The sequence below is a fragment of the Aquitalea denitrificans genome, assembly GCF_009856625.1.
Lineage (GTDB): Bacteria > Pseudomonadota > Gammaproteobacteria > Burkholderiales > Chromobacteriaceae > Aquitalea > Aquitalea denitrificans.
The window spans coordinates 469584-494584 of record NZ_CP047241.1 but is presented as its reverse complement, the minus strand read 5'-3'; the positions used below and the strand labels follow the sequence as shown (position 1 = coordinate 494584).

Genomic DNA, 25001 nt, shown 5'->3' with positions numbered 1-25001 from the left:
ACAGGACTCAGGCCTGCTTGTCGCCTTTGCTAGCAGCTTTCTCGCCTATCCGGCCTTCCTGCCCGGTCAACAGCTTGATCAGGTTGGATTTGTGGCGGTGAATCACCAGGATGGCAATGATGATGCAGGTGCCAAAATACGGCGAGGACGGCTGCACGATGAAGTAGGCGTATACCGGCACCATCACGCAGGCGACGATGGCGGACAGCGAGGAAATCTTCACCACAAAAGCCATGAACAGCCAGGTGGCAATGGCCGCCAGTGCCAGCCAGATATTGAAACCAAACAGCACGCCCACCGCTGTAGCCACACCCTTGCCGCCCTTGAAGCCGAAGAATACCGGCCACATATGGCCAATCAGCACCGCCAGTGCCGACATGGCAATGGCCTGTTCACCCAGGCCATAACGCGGGCCGAACCAGGCCGTCAGCGCCACCGCCACCCAGCCCTTGGCCCCATCACCCAGCAGGGTAAGCACAGCGGCAATCTTTTTGCCGGTACGCAACACATTGGTGGCACCGGGATTACCGGAGCCGTAGCTGCGCGGGTCGGCCATGCCCATGGCCTTGCTCACGATCACGGCAAAAGACAGCGAGCCCAGCAGGTAGGCCGCAACAATGAAGGCAAATGCTGTCGTGGTCATGGTGTATCCATTAGAATAGAAGGCTTCGGATTTTACGGTATCGGGCGACAAAGCCCAACTCCCGGCATAGCAATGGACATCATTTTCCTGCGCGAAGTACGCGCCGACACCATTATCGGTGTTTATGAGTGGGAGCGGAAAAATCCGCAAACCATCGAAATCGACCTGGAAATCGGCATTCCCAGTGAAGTGCCCTGCCACACCGACAATATCGGCGACACCATTCACTATGGCGTGGTGGTGGAACGCTTGCGCAAGGCACTGTCCGAACAGCACTTCCTGCTGCTCGAAGCGCTGGCGGAATATATCGCCAAAGTGATTCGCGAAGACTTTGGCGCGCCCTGGGTGCAGGTTTCCGTCACCAAGCTGGGCATTCTGCCCGGTGTGCGCCGCGTTGGCGTGCTGATCGAGCGCGGCCACCGTCCGCGCTGATTTTTCACGACAGATTGTCGCTGCACCCTTGCACCGTGCATGATGCTGGAAAATTGACGTTGACGTAATGGTCATGCACCATGAGCCATTATTCTGAGCGAAACCACCCCATGAGCCAGATCAGCGTTGCAGAATTCCAGGCCTTGATCGACAGCGAACTGCCGCTGGTCAAACTGTTCGGCATGCACACCGAGGACATTGCCAACGGCACGGCCCGCTTGCGCATGCACTTCAACCCCGACCTGATCCGCCCCGGTGGCACTATTGCCGGCCCGGCCCTGATGGCGCTGGCCGATGCCACCCTGTATGCCGTGGTGCTGGGCATGATAGGCAAGGTGGAACTGGCCGTCACCACCAGCCTGAATATCAATTTCCTGCGCAAACCGCCGCAGGAAGATGTGATTGCCGAAGGCCGCATCCTCAAGCTGGGCAAGCGCCTGGCAGTGGGCGAGGTGCTGCTGTACTCCACGGGCAGTGACGAGCCGGTTGCCCATGTCACCGGCACCTATTCCATTCCGCCATTGCCGGACAACAGATAAACAAAAACCCTCTGCCGGCAACTACCGTGCAGAGGGTTATGCGGTTACACCGGATCAGACCGGCGCTTACTCTTCCTGATTGCGCATGAAGTCTGCGGTGTTATAGAAGGCTTCCAGCAGCTTGGCCTTGAGCCAGTCTTCCACCAGCAGTTCGTTCACCGCTTGGGTCATGCACTGCATCCACTGGTCGCGCATTTCCCCATCCACGGCAAACGGCATGTGACGCATGCGCAGGCGCGGATGACCAAATTTTTCCATGTACAAGCCCGGCCCGCCCAGCCAGCCGGACAGGAACATAAACAGCTTTTCCCGCGAACCGGCCAGATCGGCCGGGTGCATGTTGCGCAGCACCTTGACCGAAGGGTCGCTGTCCATGATGTCGTAGAAGCGGTTGGTGAGCCAGCGCACCACGCCTTCACCACCCATCAGCTCGTATGGTGTCATTTCCTGCATGGCTCAGTCCTTTACCGGCTTGACCAGCGAGGCCGCCAGCAAGGCACGCTCACGCGCGGTGGCCACATCATCGGCCTGGGCCACGGCCACACCCATGCGGCGGCGGACAAAGCTTTCCGGCTTGCCAAACAGGCGCAGGTCGGCACCCGGCACCGCCAGTGCTTCGGCCACGCCGTCAAAGGCAATGCCCTGCTCTTCCATGCCACCGTAAATCACCGCCGAGGCACCGGCGCTGCGCAGGCTGGCATCCACCGGCAAGCCCAGAATGGCACGGGCATGCAGTTCGAATTCGGAGAAGCGCTGGGTGGCCAGCGTCACCAGCCCGGTATCGTGCGGGCGCGGGCTGACTTCGGAGAACCATACCTGATCGCCCTTGACGAACAGCTCCACCCCGAACAGGCCACGTCCGCCCAGCGCATCGGTCACGGCCTTGGCCATTTCACGGGCGCGCAGCAGTGCCAGTTCGCTCATCGGCTGTGGCTGCCAGCTCTCCACGTAGTCGCCGTTCTTTTGCAGATGCCCGATGGGGTCGCAGAAGTGGGTGGCAATGCCGCCCTCTCCATCGCTGGCACGCACGGTGAGCTGGGTGATTTCGTAATCGAAGTCGATGAAGCCTTCGACAATCACCCGGCCCTTGTCCACGCGACCGGCACTGACGGCATATTCCCAGGCGCGAGCTACGTCATCCGGACCGCGCAGCAGCGACTGACCCTTGCCGCTGGAGGACATTACCGGCTTCACCAGGCAGGGGTAGCCGATACCGGCGTCAATCGCCTGTTGCAGCTCATCCTGCGAGGAAGCAAAGGCAAACGGCGAAGTAGGCAGGCCCAGCTCGTCCGCCGCCAGACAGCGGATGCCTTCGCGGTTCATGGTGAGGTTGGTGGCACGGGCGGTGGGGATCACCTCGGCCAGACCATCAGCCTCGATGCGCAGCAGCTCTTCGGTGGCAATCGCTTCGATTTCCGGCACGATCAGATGCGGGCGCACCTGTTCCACCAGCGCGCGCAGCGCGGCGGCATCCGACATATTGATGACATGGCTGCTGTGTGCCACCTGCATGGCCGGGGCACCGGCGTAGCGGTCTACCGCAATGGTTTCCACCCCCAGGCGCTGCAATGCGATGACAACTTCCTTGCCCAGCTCACCACTGCCCAGCAGCATGACACGCAGCGCAGTGGCGCTGTGCGGGGTTCCGATACGCATGGTCCGACTCCAGTTAGAAAATGGGATAATCCAGGCCGGCATTTTAGCATTGCTGCCATGCTACCCGCTGCGCCGGATCAAACACCCTGAAAGGCAAAATCAATCGGCGGGGTGCAGCCGCTGATGATTTCCGCCAGCGCCCTGCCGCTGCCCGCGCCTTCGGTCCAGCCCAGCGTGCCGTGACCGGTATTGAAGTAAAGATTGGGATAAGAGCTGCGGCCGATCAGCGGCACATTGCCCGGCGTGGCCGGACGCAGACCGCTCCAGAACTCGGCGGCGTCCCAGTCGGCCACCTCGGGCATCAAGGCCTGGCCACGCTTGATCAAGGCCTGACAGCGCACCGCATTCAGGCTGCTGGAGTAACCTGCCAGCTCTGCCGTCCCGGCAATGCGCAGCCGCGAGCCCAGACGCGAGATAACCACCTTGTAGGCTTCATCGGTAATGCTGGCCAGCGGGGCCGTGGCCGGGTCGCGCAAGGGCAAGGTGGCGGAATAGCCCTTCCACGGGTAGATGGGCAGGCGCAGCCCCAACGGTGCCGCCAGCAAGGGCGAATAACTGCCCAGCGCCAGCACATAGGCATCTGCTGTTACGCGACGGTAATTGCCCTCCGGCAGATTGACCGACACGCCGCTGATGCGGCCATTGTCAGTTTCCAGCGCATTGATGCGGGTATTGAAGCGGAACTCCACACCGGCACGCGCCGCATGCTCGGCCATGGCACAGGTATACAGGTGCACATCGCCGGATTCGTCCGACGGGCAGTAGCTGGCCCCGGCCAGCGTGGGAGCCACGGCGGCCAGTGCCGGTTCGATGCGTGCCAGTTCTTCACGGCTGATGATGTGCTTGTCCATGCCCAGTTCACGCATTTGTGCGGCGACATGGGCGGCTTCGTCGAGCTGGCGCTGAGTGTGAAACAGCGACACGATGCCACGGGTCTGCTGCTGGTAATCCAGATTCAGTTCGGCGCGCAGCAGCTGCAGGGTATCGCGGCTGTAGCGGCCCAGCGCCAGCATCTGGCGCATATTGTGTTCGGCACGGCTGGCGCGGCACTCCAGCAGAAACTGCCAGCACCAGCGCCACTGGGCCGGATCCAGCCGCAGGCGGAACAATAGCGGGGCATCGTCGCGCAGCAGCCATTGCAGGATTTGCCAGGGGGCGGCCGGATTGGCCCAGGGCTCGGACTGGCTGACAGATATCTGGCCGCCATTGGCAAAACTGGTTTCCCGCGCCGGTCCGCTGGCACGGTCCAACACCACTACCTCATGCCCTGCACGGGCCAGAAACCAGGCAGTGGATACTCCCACTACACCCGACCCCAGCACTGCTACCTTCATGTTGACTCCAGCAGACGTGACAACGGGCAAGCCATGCTTGCCCGTCCGGCTAAGCCGATTGAGACCCCGGATACTACGCCGCAGCGCAGCAGGGCTCAATGGGGGAAACGCTACTTTTTCGGTGCGTGCTGATAAACCGTCTTGCCACGTAGCTGGAAATAGTCCGAGGCAAAATAGAAGTTTTCCGAGTGGCCGACAAACAGCAGGCCATCGGGCTTGAGCAGCGGGGCGAATTTTTTCAGCACGGCAAACTGGGTGTCGCGGTCGAAATAAATCATCACGTTGCGGCAGAAAATGGCATCAAACTGCTTGCGCAGCGCCCAGTTGTTTTCGATCAGGTTCAGCCGCTGGAAGGTAATCATATTGCGCAACACCGCCTTGGCCTGATAGGTGCCATCCGACAATTTGTCGAAATACTTGTGGGCATGACCGGGCGGCAGGCGGGCAATCTTGTCTTCCGGATAAATGCCTTTGCGGCCGGTTTCCAGCACGCTGGTATCCAGATCGGTGGCCATGATGCTGATTGCCGGCTTGCTAGTATGCGGAAAGGCTTCCAGCGCGGTAATGGCCAGCGAGTAAGGCTCCTCACCGGTGGAAGATGCCGCGCACCAGATGGATAGCTCGCTGGCACCGGCGGCCGCCCTTTGCTTCAGTTGATCCGCCAGAATGGGGAAGTGATGTTCTTCCCGGAAGAAGAAGGTGAGATTGGTCGTGAGGGCATTCACAAACTGCTCGAATTCGCGCTTGCCCGCTACCGACTCAAGAAAATCCACATAGGCGGCAAAGGTGGCCAGTTTCAGCTCGCGGATGCGTCTTACCAGGCGGCCGTACACCATGTCCTTCTTGGACGGGTTCAGCGAGATGCCGGCCTCTTTGTAGATCAGCTTGCGAATACGCTCGAAATCGGCATCGCTGAAATTGAATTCGCGATTGAATTCGACCTTGGGCAATACCAGTGGCGGCAGTTTATTCATCTTGTTTCCCCCGATACAAAAAAACCCGGACCTGAGCCCGGGTTTTCATTCTACTCCTGTTTGTCGTCCCGCCGGTTTACACCGAGAAGGAAGAACCACAACCGCAGGTAGTGGTGGCATTCGGGTTGCGAATGACAAACTGGGAGCCTTCCAGGCTTTCCTGATAGTCAATCTCGGCACCCACCAGATACTGGTAGCTCATCGGGTCAACCAGGAAAGTGACACCGTCTCTCTCTATAGCGGTATCGTCTTCATTGGCGATTTCGTCAAATGTAAAACCGTACTGGAAGCCGGAGCAGCCACCGCCGGTCACGAACACGCGCAGTTTCAGATCAGGATTGCCCTCTTCCGCGATCAGGTCCAGCACCTTGTTGCAGGCGCTGTCGGTAAAGTTGATCGGGGTCGGCATTTCGGTAGTCTCGGACATGGTTCACCTCGCAAATCGATTTCGGCCTTGCGGCCATTCACCTACTATTTTAGTCGGATATCAGGGCGAATGGCCAATATTCAATCACCAGCGTGATCAAGGCAGCAGCGGAACGATGTCCAGACCGGCGTTTTCCGGCTGAGCGAACATCAGGTTCATGGTCTGCACTGCCTGGCCGGATGCACCTTTCACCAGATTGTCTTCCACCACCAGGATGACCAGCAGATCGCCGTTTCCCGGACGGTGCACCGCAATGCGCGCCGTGTTGGAACCCCGCACGCTGCGGGTTTCCGGGTGGCTGCCGGCCGGCAGTACATCCACGAAATGTTCACCGGCATAACGCTGCTCGAACAGCGCCTGGAAGTCGGTATCCAGCGCCTCCGGCTTGATGCGGGCGTAGATGGTGGAATGAATGCCACGGATCATCGGGGTCAGGTGCGGCACGAAAGTCAGTTTGACCGGGCCGCCGTGAATGGCCGACAAGCCTTGCTCGATTTCCGGAGAATGACGATGGCCCTTCACCGCATAGGCCTTGAAGTTGTCACCAGCTTCGGCCAGCAGGGCACCGACCTCGGCCTTGCGACCGGCACCGGACACACCGGACTTGCAGTCGGCGATCAGGGTTTGCGTATCAATCAGCTGCTTGCCGCCTTCCAGCAGCGGCAGCAAGCCCAGCTGTACCGAAGTGGGATAGCAGCCGGCCATGCCAATCAGGCGGGCGGCGCGGATGGCATCACGGTTGACTTCCGGCAGGCCGTATACGGCCTCGGCCAGCAGGTCGGTGCAGCTGTGCTCCATCGCATACCATTGCTGGAATACGGCAGGGTCTTTCAGGCGGAAGTCGGCAGCCAGGTCGATCACTTTTACACCAGCGGCCAGCAGCTCGCGCGCCTGCGCCATGGCCACACCATGCGGGGTGGCAAAAAACACCACATCGCATTGCTCCAGCGCGGTTTCATCCGGTGCAGAGAAGGCCACATCCACGCGACCGCGCAGGCTGGGGAACATCTCGGCCACTTTCATGCCCGCTTCCTTGCGCGAGGTAACGGCCACCACCTCGGCACCGGGATGCCCGGCCAGAAGACGCAACAGTTCGACACCGGTATAACCGGTACCGCCGACGATGCCCACCTTGATCATGCTGTACTTCCTTGTGTAAATAAACGTCGCAAAAGCGACAGTCTAAGGACTAGGCTGGCGCGATGCAACATTGATCTGGCCCACTCGGCGCAGGCCGGATATTTACAGGCGGAACTGGGCTACCATGGCTTGCAGATCGGACGACAGCCGATGCAATTCAGCCACGGTCTGCATCGCACCCTGTACCGCCTGATCGGTTTCGATGGTGGCCCGGTTGGCCTGCTCCGACGCCCGTGCCATCTCGTTGGTGGCCACTGACTGCTCGCGCGTGGAATCGGCAATATCGTGAATGGCACCGACCACCTGGGCAATCCGGCCCTGAATGCCAGACATGTCCTGCGCCACCGTGCGCGATGCCTCCACGCCGCTGGCCACCGAGCGCTGCGTGCCAGCCATATCATCCAGCGCAGTGTTGATATCGCCATGGGTAGCATCAATCAGTTGGCCAATTTCCACGGTCGCCTTGGCCGTGCGCTCGGCCAGCTTGCGTACTTCATCCGCCACTACGGCAAAGCCGCGACCGGCCTCGCCGGCGCGAGCCGCCTCGATCGCCGCATTGAGCGCCAACAGATTGGTTTGGTCGGCAATGTCGCGGATTACCCCAATAATGGTATTCATCTGCCCGGAACGTTCACCCAAAGCATTGAGTGCTCCATCCAGATGACCGACTTCCTCGGCAATATTGGCAATATCGTCCGCCAAGCGACTTACCGCCTGGGCCGAATGGGCTGAAGTAGAACCGGTGTCGCTGGCTGCCTGCTCTGCCATCGCTGCATTATCAGCAATGTGATTGATGCTGACGGTGATCTGCTCGATGGTGGCTGCGGCAGCACTGGAAACCTCCGACTGCCGCTCCGACTGGCTGGCCACGGTATCGGTCACCTGTTTCAGGCTATCCAGTTCGCCATTCAGCGAAACGGCATGCTCGCGCACATCAATGAACATGCGGCGCAGACTGGCCACAAAGCGGTTGAATGCCTCGGCGGTCTGGCCGATTTCATCCTGCTGCTCCACTTGCAGCTGGTGGGTCAGATCAGCATGGCCGCTGGAGATTTCCAGCAAGGCATCACGCAAGCGCACCAGGCCACGCAGCAGGCGGGTAAGTGCCAATTGCGCCAACACAATGGCCAGAATACTACACAGCAGACCGGCCACTACCAGCGTGATCAACAAGCCCTGCAGCGGAGCCAGAATGGCCGACTTGTCCACTACACTGCCCAGCACCCAGTCCGATCCAGGCACCGGCGTCAACTGCAGGAAAACAGCACGGCCGCCGATTTCCAGCTCCTCCAGCTTGCCATGCTCATCCGCCTGCTGCAGCAAAGCCGCATCCAGGCCTGGCATCACCTCAGCCACCGGCTTGAGCGCACTGTCCGCAGCGGGATGGGCAACGATCTTACCGTTGCGGGTTGCCAGGAAAGCATAGCCATCGCCGCGCAGCTTGATCCCCTGTACCAGGCCAATAATGCCTTCCAGCGAAATATCACCGCCCACCACGCCTTGCAGCTGTTGATTACGCAGCAAGGGATATGCCACCGTCACCCCCAGTTTTTTGGTACTGGCAAACACATAGGGCTCGGTAACAATGCCGGAGCCGGCACTTGCAGCCTGCTTGTACCAGGGACGTGATGTCGGGTCGTAACCTTCCGGTGCATGTTTTTCTGCCAGATGGTAAATCATGCGCTTGTCGGCATAACCGGCAAACAGCTGATCAAACCTGCCAGCCGTCTTGCCCTCCTGCAACTGGGGCAGGATATCGCCGTTGCTCACCAGCGCAGAGGCAGTAGCCTCTACGGCATCCTTGCGCTGGGCCAGCCAGTTGCCCAGTGCGCTGCGGCTTCCTTGCATGGCGGCATCCAGCTCATGCCGGATGCCTTCGATGATTTCCGTGCGCATGCGCTGATAGGACAGTACCGCCAGCACGGTAATGACCACCACCAGCAAAATAGCGACAAAAGCCAGCAAACGTTGCTTCAAAGACATCGGAGTTTCCTGTAGATCAGCAGATTGGCAACAGCGGTTTCACGCTGCTACCAGCCCGCCCGGAAGGGCAGGCCACAAAGACAAAAGGGGGCCACCATACACGGTGTAAGCACGGGGGTAAACCCGTTAAACTCTCTGGCATTTTCTTTGTAAACTAATCAATTTAAATGACAGCTTAAAGACATTGCTGTTAATAGGGTGATATTTTCATGAACAGCAATTGCTAAAGTGCGGGGAAAAGACGACAGTCAGAATTTAGCAAGGCAACAGACAGGGCATCTGTGCTGGGGAAAGTGCAACGACAGAAATAGAAAAAGCCGCCCGGAGGCGGCTTTTGCATAAACAGGAATCCGGCGATTAACGCTTGGAGAACTGCTTGGCGCGGCGAGCTTTGCGCAGGCCGACTTTTTTACGTTCAACTTCACGCGCATCGCGGGTTACGTAGCCTGCAGCGGACAGAGCCGGCTTCAGAACTGCGTCGAAGTCGATCAGAGCGCGGGTGATACCGTGACGGATAGCACCTGCCTGGCCGGTTTCACCACCACCAACAACATTAACCTTAATGTCGAAGGATTCGGTGTTTTCGGTCAGAACCAGCGGCTGGCGGATAACCATGCGACCGGTTTCGCGGGAGAAGTATTCGTCAACCGGCTTGCCGTTAACGATGATCTGGCCGCTACCCTTTTGCATGAACACGCGAGCTACGGAGCTCTTGCGACGGCCGGTGCCGTAGTAGTATTTACCGTTCATTCTCTATGCCTTAAAAACGAAATTCCAGCACTTTGGGCTGCTGGGCAGTGTGCGGATGTTCGGTACCAGCGTACACCTTGAGCTTCTTGATCATGGCGTAGCCCAGCGGACCCTTCGGCAGCATGCCTTTAACGGCTTTTTCCAGAACGCGCTCCGGGAACTGGTTTTGCAGTTCGGTGAAGTTGCGTTCGTAGATACCGCCCGGGTAACCGGAGTGACGGTAGTACTTCTTGTCCAGCGCTTTGGTACCAGTAACACGCAGTTTGTCAACGTTGACTACAACAATGTAGTCACCGGTATCAACGTGCGGAGTGTATTCCGGCTTGTGCTTGCCACGCAGGCGGTGAGCGATTTCGGCGGCGAGGCGACCCAGCACCTTGTCTTCGGCGTCGACCACGAACCACTCGCGCTTAACCTCATGCGGCTTGGCAGAAAAGGTCTTCATGGAACTCTTCCATCGTAATTCTTGAAAGTTACGGATTCTAATGCAGTGCCCTTCCCACTGTCAAACCATTGTGTAACAAAGCAAATGACAATGCTGAAACGGGACAGGAATGCGGCCTTTTTTGCCACAGCAGCAGCAAAAAAACGCCATGCAGCGCAGGAAGATACTTGATTGCACCGGGTTGTGCATGCGCAGGGCAAAAAAAAAGCGCAATCCATTTTGATTGCGCCAAGTTCCACCTAAAAGAAGGAGGATGGAGGAGACAACACCAAAACGCACACATTGCATGCCACGTCCTGATGCAGGTTTCATTATCAGTACCGATCAGTAGTTTGGCAAGTATTTTTTGTGCACTGCACTAAAAAAATCGCACCAGATACAACAACATCACAACACATTGATATTCAATGAATTTTTTAATGAAAACGTAGTTTCCACTCTGAAGATCAAGCAGAAAAGTTGCTTACCGCTGCAGTTTACAGCCAGAAAACCCTGTTTGGGGGCTGCTGGATGACGCACCGCAGCATCACTAATTACTTACAACTTGATGGCTGTTTCCAGCGCCAGTTCCATCATTTCGTGAAAGGTGGTTTGCCGCTCTTCCGCAGTGGCGGCTTCGCCAGTGGGGATGATGTCTGACACGGTAAGAATGCCCAGCGCACGGGCACCATACTGTGCCGCCACGCTATAGATGCCGGCCAGCTCCATTTCCATCACCTGCACGTTCATCCGTTCCAGCACTTCCAGCATGGTGGGTTCCACTCCGTAGAACAGGTCGGCGGAAAACACATTGCCCACCGATACGCTGCGCCCCAGCTGGGCCGCGGTATCCACTGCCGTGCGCAGCAAGGTGTAATCGGCAATGGCGGCAAAATCGTGGTTATTGAAGCGCATGCGGTTGACCTTGCTATCGGTACAGGCGCCCATGGCGATATACAGCTCGCGCAGCTGGGTTTTGGCGGTAACGGCACCGCAGGAACCAACCCGGATGATGTTCTTCACCCCATAGTGCTGAATCAGTTCGGTGGTGTAGATGCTGGCCGAGGGAATGCCCATGCCGTGCGCCATCACTGACAAGCGCTTGCCCTTGTAGCTACCAGTGTAGCCCAGCATATTGCGCACGCTGGTGACCTCCTTGGCATCGTCCAGAAAGGTTTCGGCAATCATCCTGGCGCGCAGTGGGTCGCCGGGCATCAGCACGGTTTCGGCAAAATCGCCTTTGTGGGCATTGATATGCGGGGTAGCCATGGTGTGTCTCCTTGTGGCGGGGTTCAGTTCAGGAATGAGATGCCGTAATCCATGGCAGACAGGCCCAGATGGCTGGCCACGCTCTGGCCGATATCGGCAAAGGTGGTGCGGACACCGATGTTGCCAGGCCTAACCGTATGGCCGTAGCACAGCACCGGAATATGCTCACGGGTATGATCACTGCCAGGCCAGGTGGGATCACAACCGTGATCGGCGGAAAGAATCAGGATATCGTCTGCTTGCAAGGCAGCCATCACCTCAGGCAGGCGTCGATCAAACTCCTCCAGCGCCCGGGCGTAACCGGCAATGTCGCGGCGGTGGCCGTAGCTGGAATCGAAATCAACGAAATTGGCCATGATGATGGCACGCCCTGAGGTATCACGCATGGCCGCCAGCGTGGCATCCCAGATCTGGTCGAAACCGGTGGCCTTGTGCTGTTCGGTAATGCCGACATGGGCGTAGATGTCGGCGATCTTGCCAATGGATACCACCTGCCCGCCGGCCGCAGCCGCCTTTTGCAGCACCGTGGCAGCAGGCGGCGGCAGTGCCAGGTCCTTGCGGTTACCGGTACGCACGAAGCCCCCCTTGCCTTCCCCCACAAACGGACGGGCAATGACGCGGCCGATATTGTAGGGTTCCAGCGCCGCACGAGCGATCTGGCACAGCTGGTATAACCGCTCCAGGCCAAAGCTTTCTTCGTGGCAGGCAATCTGGAATACCGAGTCGGCCGAGGTATAGAAAATCGGCTTGCCGGTGCGCATATGCTCTTCGCCCAGAAGATCGAGAATTTCCGTGCCGGAGGCATGGCAGTTGCCCAGATAACCGGCCAGCCCGGCCTTGCTGACAATTTCATCCAGCAAGACGGCGGGAAAGCTGTTGTCCTTGTCCGTGAAATAACCCCAGTCGAACAGTACTGGCACTCCGGCGATTTCCCAGTGACCGGACGGGGTGTCCTTGCCGCTGGACAGCTCGCGGGCATAGCCGTAAGCGGCTATCGGTGCGGTCTGGTCCATACCGGCCGGGAAGTAGCCGGATGACAGCTGGCAGGCATGGCCCAGCCCCATTCTTGATAGATTGGGTAGGTATAGCGGGCCACTGCGGCCCTTGTCGGCACGGCCAGCAGCAGCTTCCATGGCGATATGGCCCAGGGTATTGCTGCCGGCATCGCCGAATTGCGGCGCATCGGCAGCAGCACCGATGCCCAGCGAATCCAGTATCAGGATGATGGCGCGTTGCATGATGTGGTCTCCTGCGCTCAGCGGCAGTGGATGGTCTGATAGACCAGTGGCAAGGTCGCTGGTGCTGCCTCGCTCAGGCGAATGGCACTGCGGATGCGGCGGGCGGCTTCGTCGGCTCCACATTCATCGGCAGCATGAATCAACAACAAAGGCTGATCGGCTGCCACCCACTGTCCCAGTTCGACAAACTGCGTCAGGCCGACCCGGTAGTCCAACTGGTCGCTGGCCAGGCGACGACCGCCACCCAGCGCACAAACCGCCATGCCCAGGGCTCGGGTGTCCATGGCGGCGACAAAGCCGCTGCGCTCAGCATAGACCGGGCGCAGCACCGGTGCTGCCGGCAGATAACGCTGATGGTGCTCGACAAAATCTGCCGGCCCACCCAGCTCGGCCACCATGCGCGCAAAAATCTCTGCAGCATGGCCAGAGTCCAGAACCTGCTCCAGTCGCTGACGCGCATCATCTTCGTTGGTGGCCAGCCCACCGGCCAATAGCATTTCACTGCACAAGGCCATGGTGACGGCGTGCAGGCACGGATTGCGTACATCCCCACACAGGTAGCGCACCGCTTCCAACGTTTCCAGGCTGTTACCCGCGCTGCTGGCCAGCGGCTGACTCATGTCGGTAATCAGTGCGCTGGTGCGCACACCAGCGCCATTGCCGACATGGACAATGCGTTCGGCCAGCGCGATGGAGGCTTCCATGCTCGGCATGAAGGCCCCGCTACCAGCCTTGACGTCCATCACCAGCACATCCAGCCCGGCTGCCAGCTTCTTGGACAGGATGGACGCGGTGATCAGCGCAATGGACTCCACCGTGGCGGTGATGTCACGCGTGGCGTAAAAGCGGCGGTCTGCCGGTGCCAGGTCAGCGGTCTGGCCGATGATGGCCACGCCGACCTCGCGCACCACCTGACGCAGGCGCTCCGGTGTGGGAAACGGGTTGTAGCCGGGAATGGCCGACAGCTTGTCCAGCGTGCCGCCGGTATGACCGAGGCCACGGCCGGAGATCATCGGCACAAAGCCGCCACAGGCGGCAATCAGCGGGCCCAGCATCAGCGACACCACATCGCCCACCCCGCCGGTGGAGTGCTTGTCCAGCACCGGCCCGGGCAGGTGCAGGTCGTCCCAGTGCAGACAGCGTCCCGAGTCACGCATGGCCATGGCCAGGGCGACGTTTTCTTCCAGCTCCATGCCACGGAAATACACCGCCATGGCCAGGGCGGCAATCTGGCTATCGGCTACGCTGTTGTCGGTAATGCCGGCAACAAACTGCTGAATGTCCTGGTCAGACAGTGTTTGTCCATCGCGCTTCTTGCGTATCACTTCCTGCGGCAAAAACATGCTGCACTCCTGCAAGAAAGGGGCTGAAAACTGGCCCCGAAAAGACAAGGCCGAAGACGGGCTTCGGCCAGAATGATATGGATCGGCGGCAGCTCAGTACTCAGTAGCCACTGCCTGCTGCCGCTGCCGTTCCGCCGATTTCGGCCTGCAGATTGGCCAGCAGGCTGGAGGCACCAAAGCGGAAATGCTGCGCCGTCACCCACGGTTCGCCCAGCAGATGCTCAGCCAGATCGATGTATTCGGCGGCTTCTGCGGCAGTGCGCACGCCCCCGGCTGCCTTGAAACCACAACGGGCACCCGTGGAACGGATGGCGGCCAGCATGATGCCTGCCGCATCCAGCGTGGCATTCACCGCTACCTTGCCGGTGGAGGTCTTGATGAAGTCGGCACCGGCAGCGATGGCAATCAGGCTGGCCTCGCGGATCAGCCGTGCGTCCTTGAGTTCACCGCTTTCGATGATGACCTTGAGCAGCTTGTCGCCACAGGCTTCCTTGCAAGCGGCCACCAGCTCCGCACCGACATCGGCCTTGCCGGCCAGCAAGGCACGATACGGAAACACCACGTCTACTTCATCCGCCCCGGCGGCAATGGCAGCCTCGGTTTCGGCCACAGCCACGGCAATATCATCGCCACCGGCCGGGAAGTTGGTCACCGTGGCCACCTTAACCTGCGACAGGCCTAGCTCATCCAGCGTACGGCGCGCCAGTGCGACAAAACGGGGATAGACGCAGACTGCCGCCACCGTGCCGGCGCTGCTGCCGGCTTGCTGGCACAGGGTAATCACCCGGTCATCGGTGTCGTCATCGTTAAGGGTGGTGAGGTCCATCATGGACAGGGCACGGCGTGCCGCGATTGTGAGTTCTGACATGGGTTCCGGCTCGGTTGGGCATCCGTACGGCGGCAATGGCAGGCTGGCCATGCCGGCGGAGCAAGGGCTAGATTATGGAAATATCTTCAGCTGAAAGCAATGTGCAGTGCATCAGGCTGCACTAGCCTTGCCCGGCGACCTGAAAATCCCGCAGGCGCTGCTGCAAATACGGCACGGCGGCAGTTTGCGCCAGATAGTCTGCCGCACTCATCCAGCCCCAGCACTGACCTTCGTCACCAAAGCGGATAGCTTGCACCTGATTGGCATTCAACTGGCCAGCCATGAAAAAGCTGACCACCCCCGGCTGGTGCCAACTGGGATAACTGCGCTGCCAGAGGATTTGTGCAGGCTGTAACAGGATACCGAACTCTTCTTGCGTTTCGCGCTGCAGGCAGGAAAACGGGCTTTCCTGCCCTTCCCTGCCGCCACCGGGGAAATCCCAGCAGGCGGCAAAGGGCAGCCCCGGCTTGTCGTCGCGCAGATACACCAGCAGGCTGTCCTGATAAAACAGCACGGCCTTGGCTCCGCAAAACGGCGCGCTCATGACCGGCGCTTACACCCGGCGAGCGTCGGTGACGCCCGGCAGTTCCATCATGCGTGCCAGCACCCGGCTGATGTCCTGTACCTGGCGTACTTCCACGGTAAAGCGCATCTTGGCGCGCATATCACGCGACAGGGTGTGCACCGCAATCAGGTTGAGCTTTTCGCGAGACAGCACGTCGGAAATATCGCGTAGCAGGCCACCGCGATCCAGTGACACCACTTCGATATCAATCGGAAACACGCTGCTTTTCTGATCGCCCCAGCCGGCGGCAATCAACCGCTCCGGCACATCAGCCGACAGCCGCTTGAGGGTGAGGCAATTGGTGCGGTGAATGGAAATGCCACGCCCCTTGGTGACAAAGCCCACCACGGCATCCGGCGGTGCCGGCTTGCAGCACTTGGCCAGTACCGTCATCAGGTTGTCCACCCCTTCGATCAGGATGCCGCCAGCGTCATGACCGCCGCGACTGGCGCGGATGATGCTTTCCGGTTCCACATCCACCGGCGGTGGCGGGGCAAAGCTGGCAATGGCGTTGGCGACAGCGCGGGTGCTCAGTTCACCATGCCCCATCGCGCCGTACACCTCGTCCAGCTTGGCGTAACCCAGTTTTTCTGCCAGCAGGGTGAGATTAGGCTGCTGGTGCGGGTGGCGGGCCAGCTCGCGCTCGAACAGCTGCTTGCCGGTTTCGCGCACCGTGTCCGCATTCTGCATGCGGATATACTGGCGAATCTTGGAAATGGCGCGGTGGCTTTTCACCCAGCCATCGTGCAGCCAGTTGACCGAAGGGCCGCCTTCCTTGGCGGTCAGCACTTCCACGCGCTGGCCGTTTTGCAGCGGGGTGGACAAGGGCACGATCTGCCCTTCCACCTTGGCACCCCGGCAACGGTTGCCCAGCCCGGTATGAATGGCGTAGGCAAAATCGATGGGGGTGGCACCGTGCGGCAGCGCCAGCACCCGGCCCTGCGGGGTCAGTACGTAGATGGTGTCGGAGAACAGCTCGGTCTTGAAGGCTTCGGCCAGCCCTTCGCGGTCGGACATTTCCTCACGCCAGTCCAGCAGTTGGCGCAGCCAAGAAATCTTTTCCTCGTACTGCGCATCGCCCTTGCCGCCCTCCTTGTAGCGCCAGTGCGCCGCCACGCCAAATTCGGCATGTTCGTGCATTTCGAAAGTGCGGATCTGCACTTCCAGCGCCTTGTCCTCCGGGCCGATCACCGCCGTGTGCAAGCTGCGGTAGTTGTTGGCCTTGGGATGAGAGATGTAGTCGTCGAACTCACCGGGAATCGGCTGCCACATGCCGTGGATGATGCCAAGCGCGGTGTAGCAGTCCGGCAGCTTGTCCACCAGGATGCGCACGGCACGGATGTCGTACAGTTCGCTGAAATCCAGCTTTTTCTTCTTCATCTTTTTCCAGATGGAGAAGATGTGTTTGGGCCGCCCGGCAACATCGGCCTTGACCCCTGCTGCTTTCAGTTCCGCGCGCAGGGTGTCCAGCACGCGGCCGATATAGTCGATGCGCTCCAGCCTGCGCTCGTCCAGCAGTTTGGCAATTTTCTTGTAGCTGTCCGGCTCGGTGTGGCGGAAGCCCAGGTCTTCCAGCTCCCATTTGATCTGCCATACACCCAGGCGGTTGGCCAGTGGCGCAAACAGTTCCAGCGTTTCAATGGCGATGGCACGGCGCACCGCCTCATCGTGCACATGGGGCAGGTAGTGCATGGTCTGGGTACGCCAGGCCAGCTTGATCAGCACCACACGGATGTCGGCCACCATGGCCAGCAGCATCTTGCGCATGGTTTCTGCTTGGCGGGCGCGCTCTTCCGGGGTTTCCAGCTTGTCGATGCGCGCCAGTTCGGTGATGCGGCGCACCCCGCCCACGCCGTCCACCAGCACGGTCACGGTCTGGCCGAAGTTTTCCGTCATCCAGCCCTGCCAGTCCGGCTTGTGGTCCGGCACGGCAAACAACAGGGTGGCGACAATGGCGTCGGTCAACAGGTTAAGGTCAGCCACAATAGCCGCGGCTGAAACTGCGTGGCTGAACAGGTCCTCACCGGTGCTGACCAGCCCCTTGCCGCGATACAGCTCGCGCGCGGCATCAAAGGCGCGTGCCAGCAAGCTGGCTTCGGCCTCAGGCAAGGAAGCTGACATCTGCTCCAGCCACCGTTTAGGGTCGGCCGCATCGGCCAGGGTATCGGCCATTGAACGCACTACGGAAACCATATCTCACACCTGGGCAGCCATGCTGCGCAAAAAATGAACACCGACAGACCGCTGCTCAGGCCGACAGGCGCTGCAGCAGGCGCTTTACCGGTGCCGGCAAGCCGGCATCCAGCGCCTGGGCCACAGGCAGCCACTGCCCGGCGGTCTCTTGCACCCGGTTGCTGGTCAGCGTATCCAGCCGCACCGGCACCGGGGTAATGATCAAGCGAAAATGGGTAAACACATGCTCCAGTTCTGGCCAGGAGGGCAGCACATCACCCCTGCCCTGCCCGGCCAACCAGGCTTCCACCGCAGCAGAATCGGCACATTCCGGCAGCGATAGCAGGCCGCCCCAGATACCGCTGGGCGGGCGACGCTCCAGCCACACCTTGTCGCCATGCTGGGCCAGCAACATGACGGTGTGACGGGTAGGCACGGCCTTCTTCGGACGCGGCGTGGGCAGCTCATGGGTACGCCCCTGCTGTGCGGCCATGCAGCCGTCCACCATCGGGCAGACGGTACAGGCCGGTTTGCGACCGCACACGGTGGCACCCAGATCCATCAGGCCCTGGGTGTAGGCAGTCATCTGTGCACCATCAGACGGCAGCAAAGATTCTGCCAGCGTCCACAGCCGGTTTTCCACTGCCTTCTCGCCCGGAAAACCGCTGATGCCGAAGCAACGTGTCAGCACGCGTTTGACATTGCCATCCAGAATGGTTTCGCGCTGACCAAAGGCAAAGGCGGCAATTGCAGCCGCCGTGGAACGCCCGACACCAGGCAGGCGCTGGATTTCCTCGCGCCGGAAGGGAAAGCTGCCGCCAAACTCCTCCATCACCATGCGCGCCGCCTTGTGCAGATTGCGTGCCCGGCTGTAATAACCCAGGCCGCTCCACAAGGCCAGCACCTCATCGACGGACGCTGCCGCCAGGCTGGAAATATCAGGAAAATGCTGCAAAAAGCGCGCGTAGTAGCCCAGCACCGCAGTAACCTGCGTTTGCTGCAGCATGATCTCGGACAACCAGATCCGGTATGGGTCACTCACCTGCCAGGGCAGATCGTGCCGGCCCTGCTGTTCCTGCCAGGCCACCAGACGGGTGGCAAATGAATCCTGCAACATGGCAAAGCCGCGCCAAAACAAAAGGGAACCGGACATGCTACCTGAAAGACGGAGCAGCACCAAGCAGTACGCCTGCAAATAAGGTAAAATGGAAGATTGCTTAAAGCTTGCTTATCTGAAGGATGTACCCATGGCCACTTTCCGTTCACGCCAGCGCGCCAATCTGCGCCGCGATGTCAGCAGCAGCGACACCTCCCCCGCTCAGCCTGCCGCTGGTAGTGCCGCCGCACCCGCCGATGGCACGGCCAAGGGACCTATCATCCAGAAAAAAGCACCGTCGGCCGATGGCCCGCGTGATCCTTACTCCTCCCGCCGTCCGGCCGCCGGCCAGCCGCCACGCCAAGGAGAACAGCGCCGCTTTGATGCGCGTGACGGTGAACGCAAGCCGTTCAACCGTGACGACCGCGAACGCAAGCCTTATCCGCCGCGTGATGGCGAGCCGCGCCGTTTCGAACCGCGTGATGGCGAACGCAAACCGTTCAACCGTGACGACCGTGAACGCAAGCCCTATCCGCCACGCGATGGCGAGCAGCGCCGTTTCGATGCGCGTGACGGCGAACGCAAGCCGTTCAACCGCGACGACCGCGAGCGCAAGCCTTACCCGCCGCGCGATGGCGAGCCGCGCCGTTTCGAGCCGCGTGATGGTGAGCGCAAGCCGTTCAACCGTGACGACCGCGAACGCAAGCCCTATCCGCCACGCGATGGCGAGCCGCGCCGTTTCGAACAGCGTGACGGCGAACGCAAACCGTTCAACCGTGATGACCGCGAACGCAAGCCTTATCCGCCACGCGATGGCGAGCCGCGCCGTTTCGAGCCGCGTGATGGTGAGCGCAAGCCGTTCAACCGTGACGACCGCGAGCGCAAGCCCTACCCGCCGCGTGATGGCGAGCAACGCCGTTTCGACGCCCGAGATGGCGAGCGCAAGCCCTATCCGCCACGCGAACGCGATGCTTCGGCACCGCGCAGCCTGCACCCGGCAGACAACCGTGGCGATCTACATGAATCACGCCGCCCGGATGGCGAGCGCAGCTATCAGCGTGACCGTGGCCCGTCTGGCCGCAAACCGCTGAACAGCCAACCGGATCGTCAGATCGAGCACAAGCCGGCACGCCATAATATGGAGCGTCAGCCGGAACGTGACCATGCCCCTGCCGCACCGGCAGCCAGCGAGCAAAGCCCCCGCAAGCTGTTCGCCAAACCAGCCGGGCATCGTGAAGACAGCGCCCCGCGTGACAAGCACTTCCGCCGTGACGAGCAGCCGCGTGAACAGGCTCCGCGCCGCTTCGAGCACAATGATGCCACCCGTCACTACGACCCGGAAATTCTGCCGGCACCGACTGCCGAGCGCGAAAACCGCTTCCGCCGTGACGAACCGGCGCAGGAACAAGCACCGCGCAAACTGTTCTCCAAAGCGGCCGAGCGTCGTGATGACAGTGCGCCGCGAGACAATCGCTTCCGCAGTGAGGAAGCACCACGCGAACAAGCTCCGCGCCGTGCCGAACGCCATGACGCAGCCAGCTACTACGACCCGGAAATCCTGCCAGCACCGACTGCCGAGCGGGAAAACCGCTTCCGTCGCGACGAGCCGACACAAGAAAATGCACCGCGCAAGCTGTTCTCCAAACCGGCCGAACACCGGGAAGACAGTGCACCGCGTGAGCGCTTCCAGCGCGAGGACAGCCCGCGCCGTGATGCCCGTCATGAACGCAGCTGGGAACCCCGCGAGCGCGGCAACTCCCCGGCCAGCCTCAAGCCTTTTGACAGCCCTCGACGCATGGAGCGCGACCCGCGCCAGCACGATAGCCGCCAAGCCAGAAGTGCGGACAAACCGGCATGGAACGACAAGCTGGCCGCACAAGCGGTGTATGCGCTGACCGGCCTGCGCGACAAGCAACTGGCCTTGTTCGCCCCCTGCCCGCGCGGCCTGGAAATGACACTGGTGGCCGAGCTGAACGCAATGGGTGCCAACGATGTCAGCAAGGTGGACGGCGGGGTGGCCTTCCGTGGAGACGCCGACATCATGATGAAGGCCAACCTGCACAGCCGCACTGCCAGCCGCGTGCTGCTGAAGCTGGCCGAAGGCGCTTACCAGCAGGAAAGCGATATCTACCAGTTGGCCATGCAGATTGACTGGCCGCGCTGGTTCGACGTATCGCGCAGCATCAAGGTAAAAACCGATGCCATTGGCGCACAACTGCGCAGCCTGGATTTTGTTTCGCTCAAGGTGAAAGATGCCGTGTGCGACCGCTTCCGTCAGGCCAACGCCGGTCGTCCCAATGTGGACACCCGCACGCCGGACATGCGCATCCACACCTTTCTCACCCGCGACCATGCCACCATTTACCTGGATACCAGCGGCGAACCGCTGTTCAAGCGCGGCTGGCGCGAGGAAACCGGCGAAGCACCGCTGCGGGAAAACCTGGCGGCCGGCATTCTGCTGATTGCCGGTTATGATGGCAGCCAGCCGCTGCTGGACCCGATGTGCGGCAGTGGCACCTTCCTGGTGGAAGCGGCCGACATCGCTCTCAAACGCGCGCCGGGTCGCAACCGCCGCTTTGGTTTCCAGCGCCTGCGCGAATTTGACGCACTGTCCTGGGAAGCCCTGCTGAGCGAAGCCCGCGCCGCCGAGCTGCCGGTACGCGACCTGGCCATCAAGGGCAGCGACCGCGCCCGCAACATGCTGCCCATCGCCCGTGCCAATCTGCAACGCGCCGGTCTGGCCGATACCATCGAATTGCAGGCACAGGACATCCTGGAAGCACGCCCGTTTGCCGACAGCGGCTTCATTGTCACCAACCCGCCCTATGGCGTGCGCATGGACGAACAGGACGCGCTGGCCGAGTTGTACCCGCAACTGGGCGACTGGCTGAAGGCTCACTTTGCCGGCTGGACTGCTCACTTCTTCAGCGGCGACCTGCGCCTGTCCGACATGATTCACCTGTCGGTCAAGCGCCGCACCCCGCTGTTCAACGGCTCCCTGCCTTGCCGCCTGTTTGCCATCCCCATGGTGGCCGGCAGTGCCCGCCGCGAAAAACTGGGCGCAGAGGATGCCAACGCAGATGACAGCGCTGCCGAATAAGACGCATTAGCCACAATGGACAAGGCCCGGCATCGCCGGGCCTTGTCCATCTTCATATTCGTTTACAGCGCAACAAGCTACCCGCCGTGCCGCCATGCATCACACCTCCAGGCCCGCTCTCCCTGCGCACCACTGAACAAGATAGCCACCCAATACAATAAGGCAGATACCAAGCAACTCGAATGAGTGGGGCATGCGCGCATCCAGCATATAACCGTAGGCAAGCGCAAAAATGGTCTCAAGACACAGCACTCGCCCTGCCACAATGCTGGAAATATGGCGTGACGACACATTCCACAACCACATTGCCACATAAGATACAAAGACACCCAAGAACACCACACCAAGCATGAAGGCGATTAACCTGTCAGCAGAATAAGCTGTGAACACTGACATATCATGGCCGACGAATACATAGGCAAAGAGCGTAAGCAGGAGACTTTGCAATAAAGCGCAAATACCCAGCAAACCCGCCCAGCGCAATGAAGAAATACCGATGTTCGACTTAAGAAAGCGGGCATTAGCAATGCAATATATTGTAAGCAACGACAAAGCCATCAATGAAAAAACAATGCCGCGAACATGATCAGCATCCAGCGTGAGGCCTGATGCATCATTCACACTCAAAAAATTAATCAATACAATTCCAAAAACAATCAAACCAATACCTGGCAGCAAGCCAAGCAGTGACTGCCTCCTGCCTTGACATGCACCAAACAAGATGACAGAAACAGGCAACAAGCCAATAATAAGCGCTGGATAGACAAAACCACTATATTTGATACCAAAGGTCAAGAAAAGATAATAACCCACATTACCACAAAATGAGATTACATTTGCCGCCATGAAAATGGGAAATGAAATTCTGACATTACCCAAACCCAACAACAGCAAAACAGCAATCGAAGTAACACCATATACAAAATAACGAAAAATGGTGATCAACTCCGAAGGAAAGTCATGCAAGGCATACGGAACAATAAAGGCCGCTCCCCACAAGGCATTCGCACCAATACCTAGCATCACATAAAAATTAGAATTCATATTACGAGCCATGGCATAAAACTCCCAAAACGAAACAGTGAAACAAATATTTCAAAGTTAACAAACTACATCTTTGAAAAATTATGATCACCACCCATTTCAGATATCCTAATGAGCACTTGATTGCAATAGCATTTTTCCCAAAAACTAACTATCAAGATAATAGCTGTCACTATAGACAGAACATCACCTCTACCAACACGTCGACACCACCATGCAAACTTCTTTCATTTCCGCCACGGTCTTGCTGATCCTGATTACCGATCCACTAGGCAATATTCCGCTGTTCATCTCCGCGCTCAAGCAGGTAAAACCGGAGCGCCGCAAGAAAGTGGTGTACCGCGAATGCATGATCGCCTTTCTGGTTCTGCTGACTTTCATGTTTTTCGGCCGCAATTTTCTGGACGTGATGCACCTGACCGATCAGTCGATGCAGGTGGCGGGCGGGGTGATCCTGTTCCTGATTGCACTGAAGATGATTTTCCCCAGCGAGGGCGGCAGCGTGTTCGGCAGTGACAAGATGCATGGCGAACCCTTCATCGTGCCGATTGCCATTCCGCTGATTGCCGGGCCTTCTGCCATGGCTACGGTATTGCTGATGTCCACCCGCGAGCCATCGCGCATGCTGGAGTGGATAGGCGCACTCACCATCTGCATGCTGGTAACCACCGTGGTGTTCCTGTTTTCCGGACGCTTGCAAAAATTGCTGGGCGAGCAGGCCATCACAGCACTGGAACGATTGATGGGCCTGGTTTTGACGGCGATTTCGATTGAAATGCTGCTGGGTGGCGTGGCGTCGTATATCCGCCAGTTTCATTAAACTGTGCAGGGGTGACATTGGCTATCAGACAGTGATGTTCAAGCCTGATATCCAAGAATGAATGAAAGCGCATGCAAAGCATGCGCCCTAGCGCGATCGGACAATCATGTCTGCCGCACGTGACGACGTTGCAAGTCTCCCCGTCACTGACTGACCATATGCTGCAGCTTCAAGATCGCTTTGTTCTTTTGCCGCAGCAGGAACAGTGGCAGTAGCAGGAGGGGCGGATGCTGCGGAGGCAGATTCGCCAGCGTGCTCTGTCGTGACCTCCTGCAATTGCTGGCGCAAGCTGGCCACGGCACGGTGTGCACTTTCCTTGTCAGAACGCTGTACACGCAGCTCTTCTTGCAGTGCTGTTTGCTGCTTGCGCAGCACATCGCACTCCTTGCGCAGTTCATCACATTGCTGACGCAGCGCGCGCAACTCATCGTAAGACTGCGCCAGCTTCTCATGCGTCTCGCTCAACTCACGCTCGACCCCGACCAGACGCGATTCGGTCTGCCCCAGACGATTGGCCGATTCATCCAGGCGCGGAGCCGCACGCTCCAGCTCTTGCTGTTGCCGTGTATTCAGTGCCAATACCATACTCAGTTGCTGGCTGGTGGCCTCCAGCTCGGCCGCCTGACGTTCAAATGCATCAGCCAGCTCAGCGCGCAGGGCATCCAGCTCATCCCGCTCAGTCTGCCAGCCGGCTTGCGCAGTACGCAGATGTTGATTTGCAAACTGCTGGGCATGCATCCAGACAGCCTGAATTGCCACCAGTCCTGCTTCTTCTACAGGGACGGGCAGCTTGTTGCCCAGTGGCTCGGGGCTGACAGGCTGGATCTTGCGCCATTCCCTCAGTACCAGGCTGGCCACGTTCATATCGACATTTGCACATTTGCGGACTTCGTCCAGCGCAGGAAATGACTGGTGACCATTTTTGGCGTACAGGTCTGATGCAACATTATGGATGCGCTCGCGCACTTCAACAGGGATCGAGTCGACATTAACCATGGGTTTTTCCTTTAACTGGCAGTGAACATGCAGTCCACCAAGCAACGACGGCATCCATTGCCACAACTCCCGGATGACACGGCCACTGTTGCCGGTCAGTCCCGCTTGTGCAGCCAGAACCAAGAATGCTTTTGAGTAAAGCTGTGATTTTTTCGCGTTACCCGGAAATGCACAACGGATCAAAGCAG

General features: G+C 59.5%; 24 protein-coding genes. 4 read left to right on the top strand and 20 right to left on the bottom strand.

From position 1 onward, the window contains the following. Positions 1 to 7: 7 nt before the first annotated feature. Positions 8 to 643, bottom strand: coding sequence for a glycerol-3-phosphate 1-O-acyltransferase PlsY (gene plsY, locus GSR16_RS02235; RefSeq protein ID WP_159874949.1), 636 nt, complete (start codon positions 641 to 643; stop codon positions 8 to 10). 72 nt (positions 644 to 715) lie between these two features. Between plsY and GSR16_RS02230 the strand changes: the two genes are divergently transcribed. After that, a complete protein-coding gene (locus tag GSR16_RS02230; RefSeq protein ID WP_045846611.1) occupies positions 716 to 1075 on the top strand; it encodes a dihydroneopterin aldolase in 360 nt (119 codons plus the stop codon). A gap of 80 nt (positions 1076 to 1155) precedes the next feature. Next, positions 1156 to 1614, top strand: coding sequence for a PaaI family thioesterase (locus GSR16_RS02225; protein ID WP_240902580.1), 459 nt, complete (start codon positions 1156 to 1158; stop codon positions 1612 to 1614). Positions 1615 to 1680: 66 nt separating this feature from the next. On the opposite strand, the gene GSR16_RS02220 is transcribed toward GSR16_RS02225, so the two are convergent. From GSR16_RS02220 to mutY, 17 genes are all read right to left on the bottom strand, one after another. Then, positions 1681 to 2067, bottom strand: a complete 387-nt coding sequence (locus GSR16_RS02220) for a group II truncated hemoglobin (RefSeq protein ID WP_159874948.1) — start codon at positions 2065 to 2067, stop codon at positions 1681 to 1683. A 3-nt stretch (positions 2068 to 2070) separates the two neighbouring features. Then, entirely contained in the window at positions 2071 to 3270 is a 1200-nt protein-coding gene (gene purT / locus GSR16_RS02215; RefSeq protein WP_159874947.1) for a formate-dependent phosphoribosylglycinamide formyltransferase, read from the bottom strand. A gap of 77 nt (positions 3271 to 3347) precedes the next feature. After that, positions 3348 to 4604: a D-amino acid dehydrogenase gene (locus GSR16_RS02210; RefSeq protein WP_159874946.1), complete on the bottom strand. Its 1257-nt coding sequence runs from the start codon at positions 4602 to 4604 to the stop codon at positions 3348 to 3350. 110 nt (positions 4605 to 4714) lie between these two features. Beyond that, positions 4715 to 5578, bottom strand: a complete 864-nt coding sequence (locus tag GSR16_RS02205) for a CheR family methyltransferase (RefSeq protein WP_159874945.1) — start codon at positions 5576 to 5578, stop codon at positions 4715 to 4717. A 76-nt stretch (positions 5579 to 5654) separates the two neighbouring features. Beyond that, positions 5655 to 6005: an iron-sulfur cluster insertion protein ErpA gene (gene erpA / locus GSR16_RS02200; RefSeq protein WP_159874944.1), complete on the bottom strand. Its 351-nt coding sequence runs from the start codon at positions 6003 to 6005 to the stop codon at positions 5655 to 5657. 96 nt (positions 6006 to 6101) lie between these two features. Further along, positions 6102 to 7145, bottom strand: a complete 1044-nt coding sequence (argC, locus tag GSR16_RS02195) for an N-acetyl-gamma-glutamyl-phosphate reductase (RefSeq protein ID WP_159874943.1) — start codon at positions 7143 to 7145, stop codon at positions 6102 to 6104. Between the two features lie 102 nt (positions 7146 to 7247). Continuing rightward, positions 7248 to 9128 (bottom strand): methyl-accepting chemotaxis protein, encoded by a 1881-nt coding sequence (locus GSR16_RS02190; protein WP_167522552.1) that lies wholly within the window; start codon positions 9126 to 9128, stop codon positions 7248 to 7250. A 357-nt stretch (positions 9129 to 9485) separates the two neighbouring features. Further along, positions 9486 to 9878, bottom strand: coding sequence for a 30S ribosomal protein S9 (rpsI, locus tag GSR16_RS02185; RefSeq protein WP_045846620.1), 393 nt, complete (start codon positions 9876 to 9878; stop codon positions 9486 to 9488). 10 nt (positions 9879 to 9888) lie between these two features. Further along, positions 9889 to 10323 carry a 50S ribosomal protein L13 gene (gene rplM, locus GSR16_RS02180; RefSeq protein WP_045846621.1) on the bottom strand — a complete coding sequence of 145 codons (435 nt, stop codon included), beginning with the start codon at positions 10321 to 10323 and terminating at the stop codon, positions 9889 to 9891. Positions 10324 to 10383: 60 nt separating this feature from the next. Further along, complete coding sequence (locus tag GSR16_RS02175; protein ID WP_159874942.1) at positions 10384 to 10635, bottom strand: hypothetical protein; 252 nt, start codon at positions 10633 to 10635, stop codon at positions 10384 to 10386. Positions 10636 to 10860: 225 nt separating this feature from the next. Next, positions 10861 to 11571 (bottom strand): purine-nucleoside phosphorylase, encoded by a 711-nt coding sequence (deoD, locus tag GSR16_RS02170; RefSeq protein WP_159874941.1) that lies wholly within the window; start codon positions 11569 to 11571, stop codon positions 10861 to 10863. 23 nt (positions 11572 to 11594) lie between these two features. After that, the gene (locus tag GSR16_RS02165; RefSeq protein WP_159874940.1) at positions 11595 to 12809 is read right to left on the bottom strand and encodes a phosphopentomutase; all 1215 of its coding nucleotides are present in this window, start codon (positions 12807 to 12809) and stop codon (positions 11595 to 11597) included. 17 nt (positions 12810 to 12826) lie between these two features. Next, entirely contained in the window at positions 12827 to 14152 is a 1326-nt protein-coding gene (deoA, locus tag GSR16_RS02160; protein ID WP_159874939.1) for a thymidine phosphorylase, read from the bottom strand. Between the two features lie 100 nt (positions 14153 to 14252). Continuing rightward, on the bottom strand, positions 14253 to 15020 hold the full coding sequence (gene deoC, locus GSR16_RS02155; RefSeq protein WP_159874938.1) for a deoxyribose-phosphate aldolase: 768 nt from the start codon (positions 15018 to 15020) through the stop codon (positions 14253 to 14255). 121 nt (positions 15021 to 15141) lie between these two features. After that, entirely contained in the window at positions 15142 to 15564 is a 423-nt protein-coding gene (locus GSR16_RS02150; protein ID WP_159874937.1) for an NUDIX hydrolase, read from the bottom strand. 9 nt (positions 15565 to 15573) lie between these two features. Further along, a complete protein-coding gene (locus GSR16_RS02145; RefSeq protein WP_159874936.1) occupies positions 15574 to 17778 on the bottom strand; it encodes a RelA/SpoT family protein in 2205 nt (734 codons plus the stop codon). Between the two features lie 55 nt (positions 17779 to 17833). Continuing rightward, positions 17834 to 18871, bottom strand: a complete 1038-nt coding sequence (gene mutY, locus GSR16_RS02140; RefSeq protein ID WP_159880702.1) for an A/G-specific adenine glycosylase — start codon at positions 18869 to 18871, stop codon at positions 17834 to 17836. Between the two features lie 1933 nt (positions 18872 to 20804). On the opposite strand from mutY, the gene GSR16_RS02135 reads away from it, so the two are divergent. Further along, on the top strand, positions 20805 to 21953 hold the full coding sequence (locus tag GSR16_RS02135) for a THUMP domain-containing class I SAM-dependent RNA methyltransferase (RefSeq protein WP_240902648.1): 1149 nt from the start codon (positions 20805 to 20807) through the stop codon (positions 21951 to 21953). A 99-nt stretch (positions 21954 to 22052) separates the two neighbouring features. Here GSR16_RS02135 and GSR16_RS02130 read toward each other — a convergent pair whose 3' ends face one another. Then, positions 22053 to 23009 carry a DMT family transporter gene (locus GSR16_RS02130; RefSeq protein WP_159874935.1) on the bottom strand — a complete coding sequence of 319 codons (957 nt, stop codon included), beginning with the start codon at positions 23007 to 23009 and terminating at the stop codon, positions 22053 to 22055. A 202-nt stretch (positions 23010 to 23211) separates the two neighbouring features. On the opposite strand from GSR16_RS02130, the gene GSR16_RS02125 reads away from it, so the two are divergent. Continuing rightward, positions 23212 to 23817, top strand: a complete 606-nt coding sequence (locus tag GSR16_RS02125; RefSeq protein WP_159874934.1) for a MarC family protein — start codon at positions 23212 to 23214, stop codon at positions 23815 to 23817. Between the two features lie 87 nt (positions 23818 to 23904). Here GSR16_RS02125 and GSR16_RS02120 read toward each other — a convergent pair whose 3' ends face one another. Further along, on the bottom strand, positions 23905 to 24813 hold the full coding sequence (locus tag GSR16_RS02120; RefSeq protein ID WP_159874933.1) for a DNA-binding protein: 909 nt from the start codon (positions 24811 to 24813) through the stop codon (positions 23905 to 23907). Between the last annotated feature and the right edge of the window lie 188 nt (positions 24814 to 25001).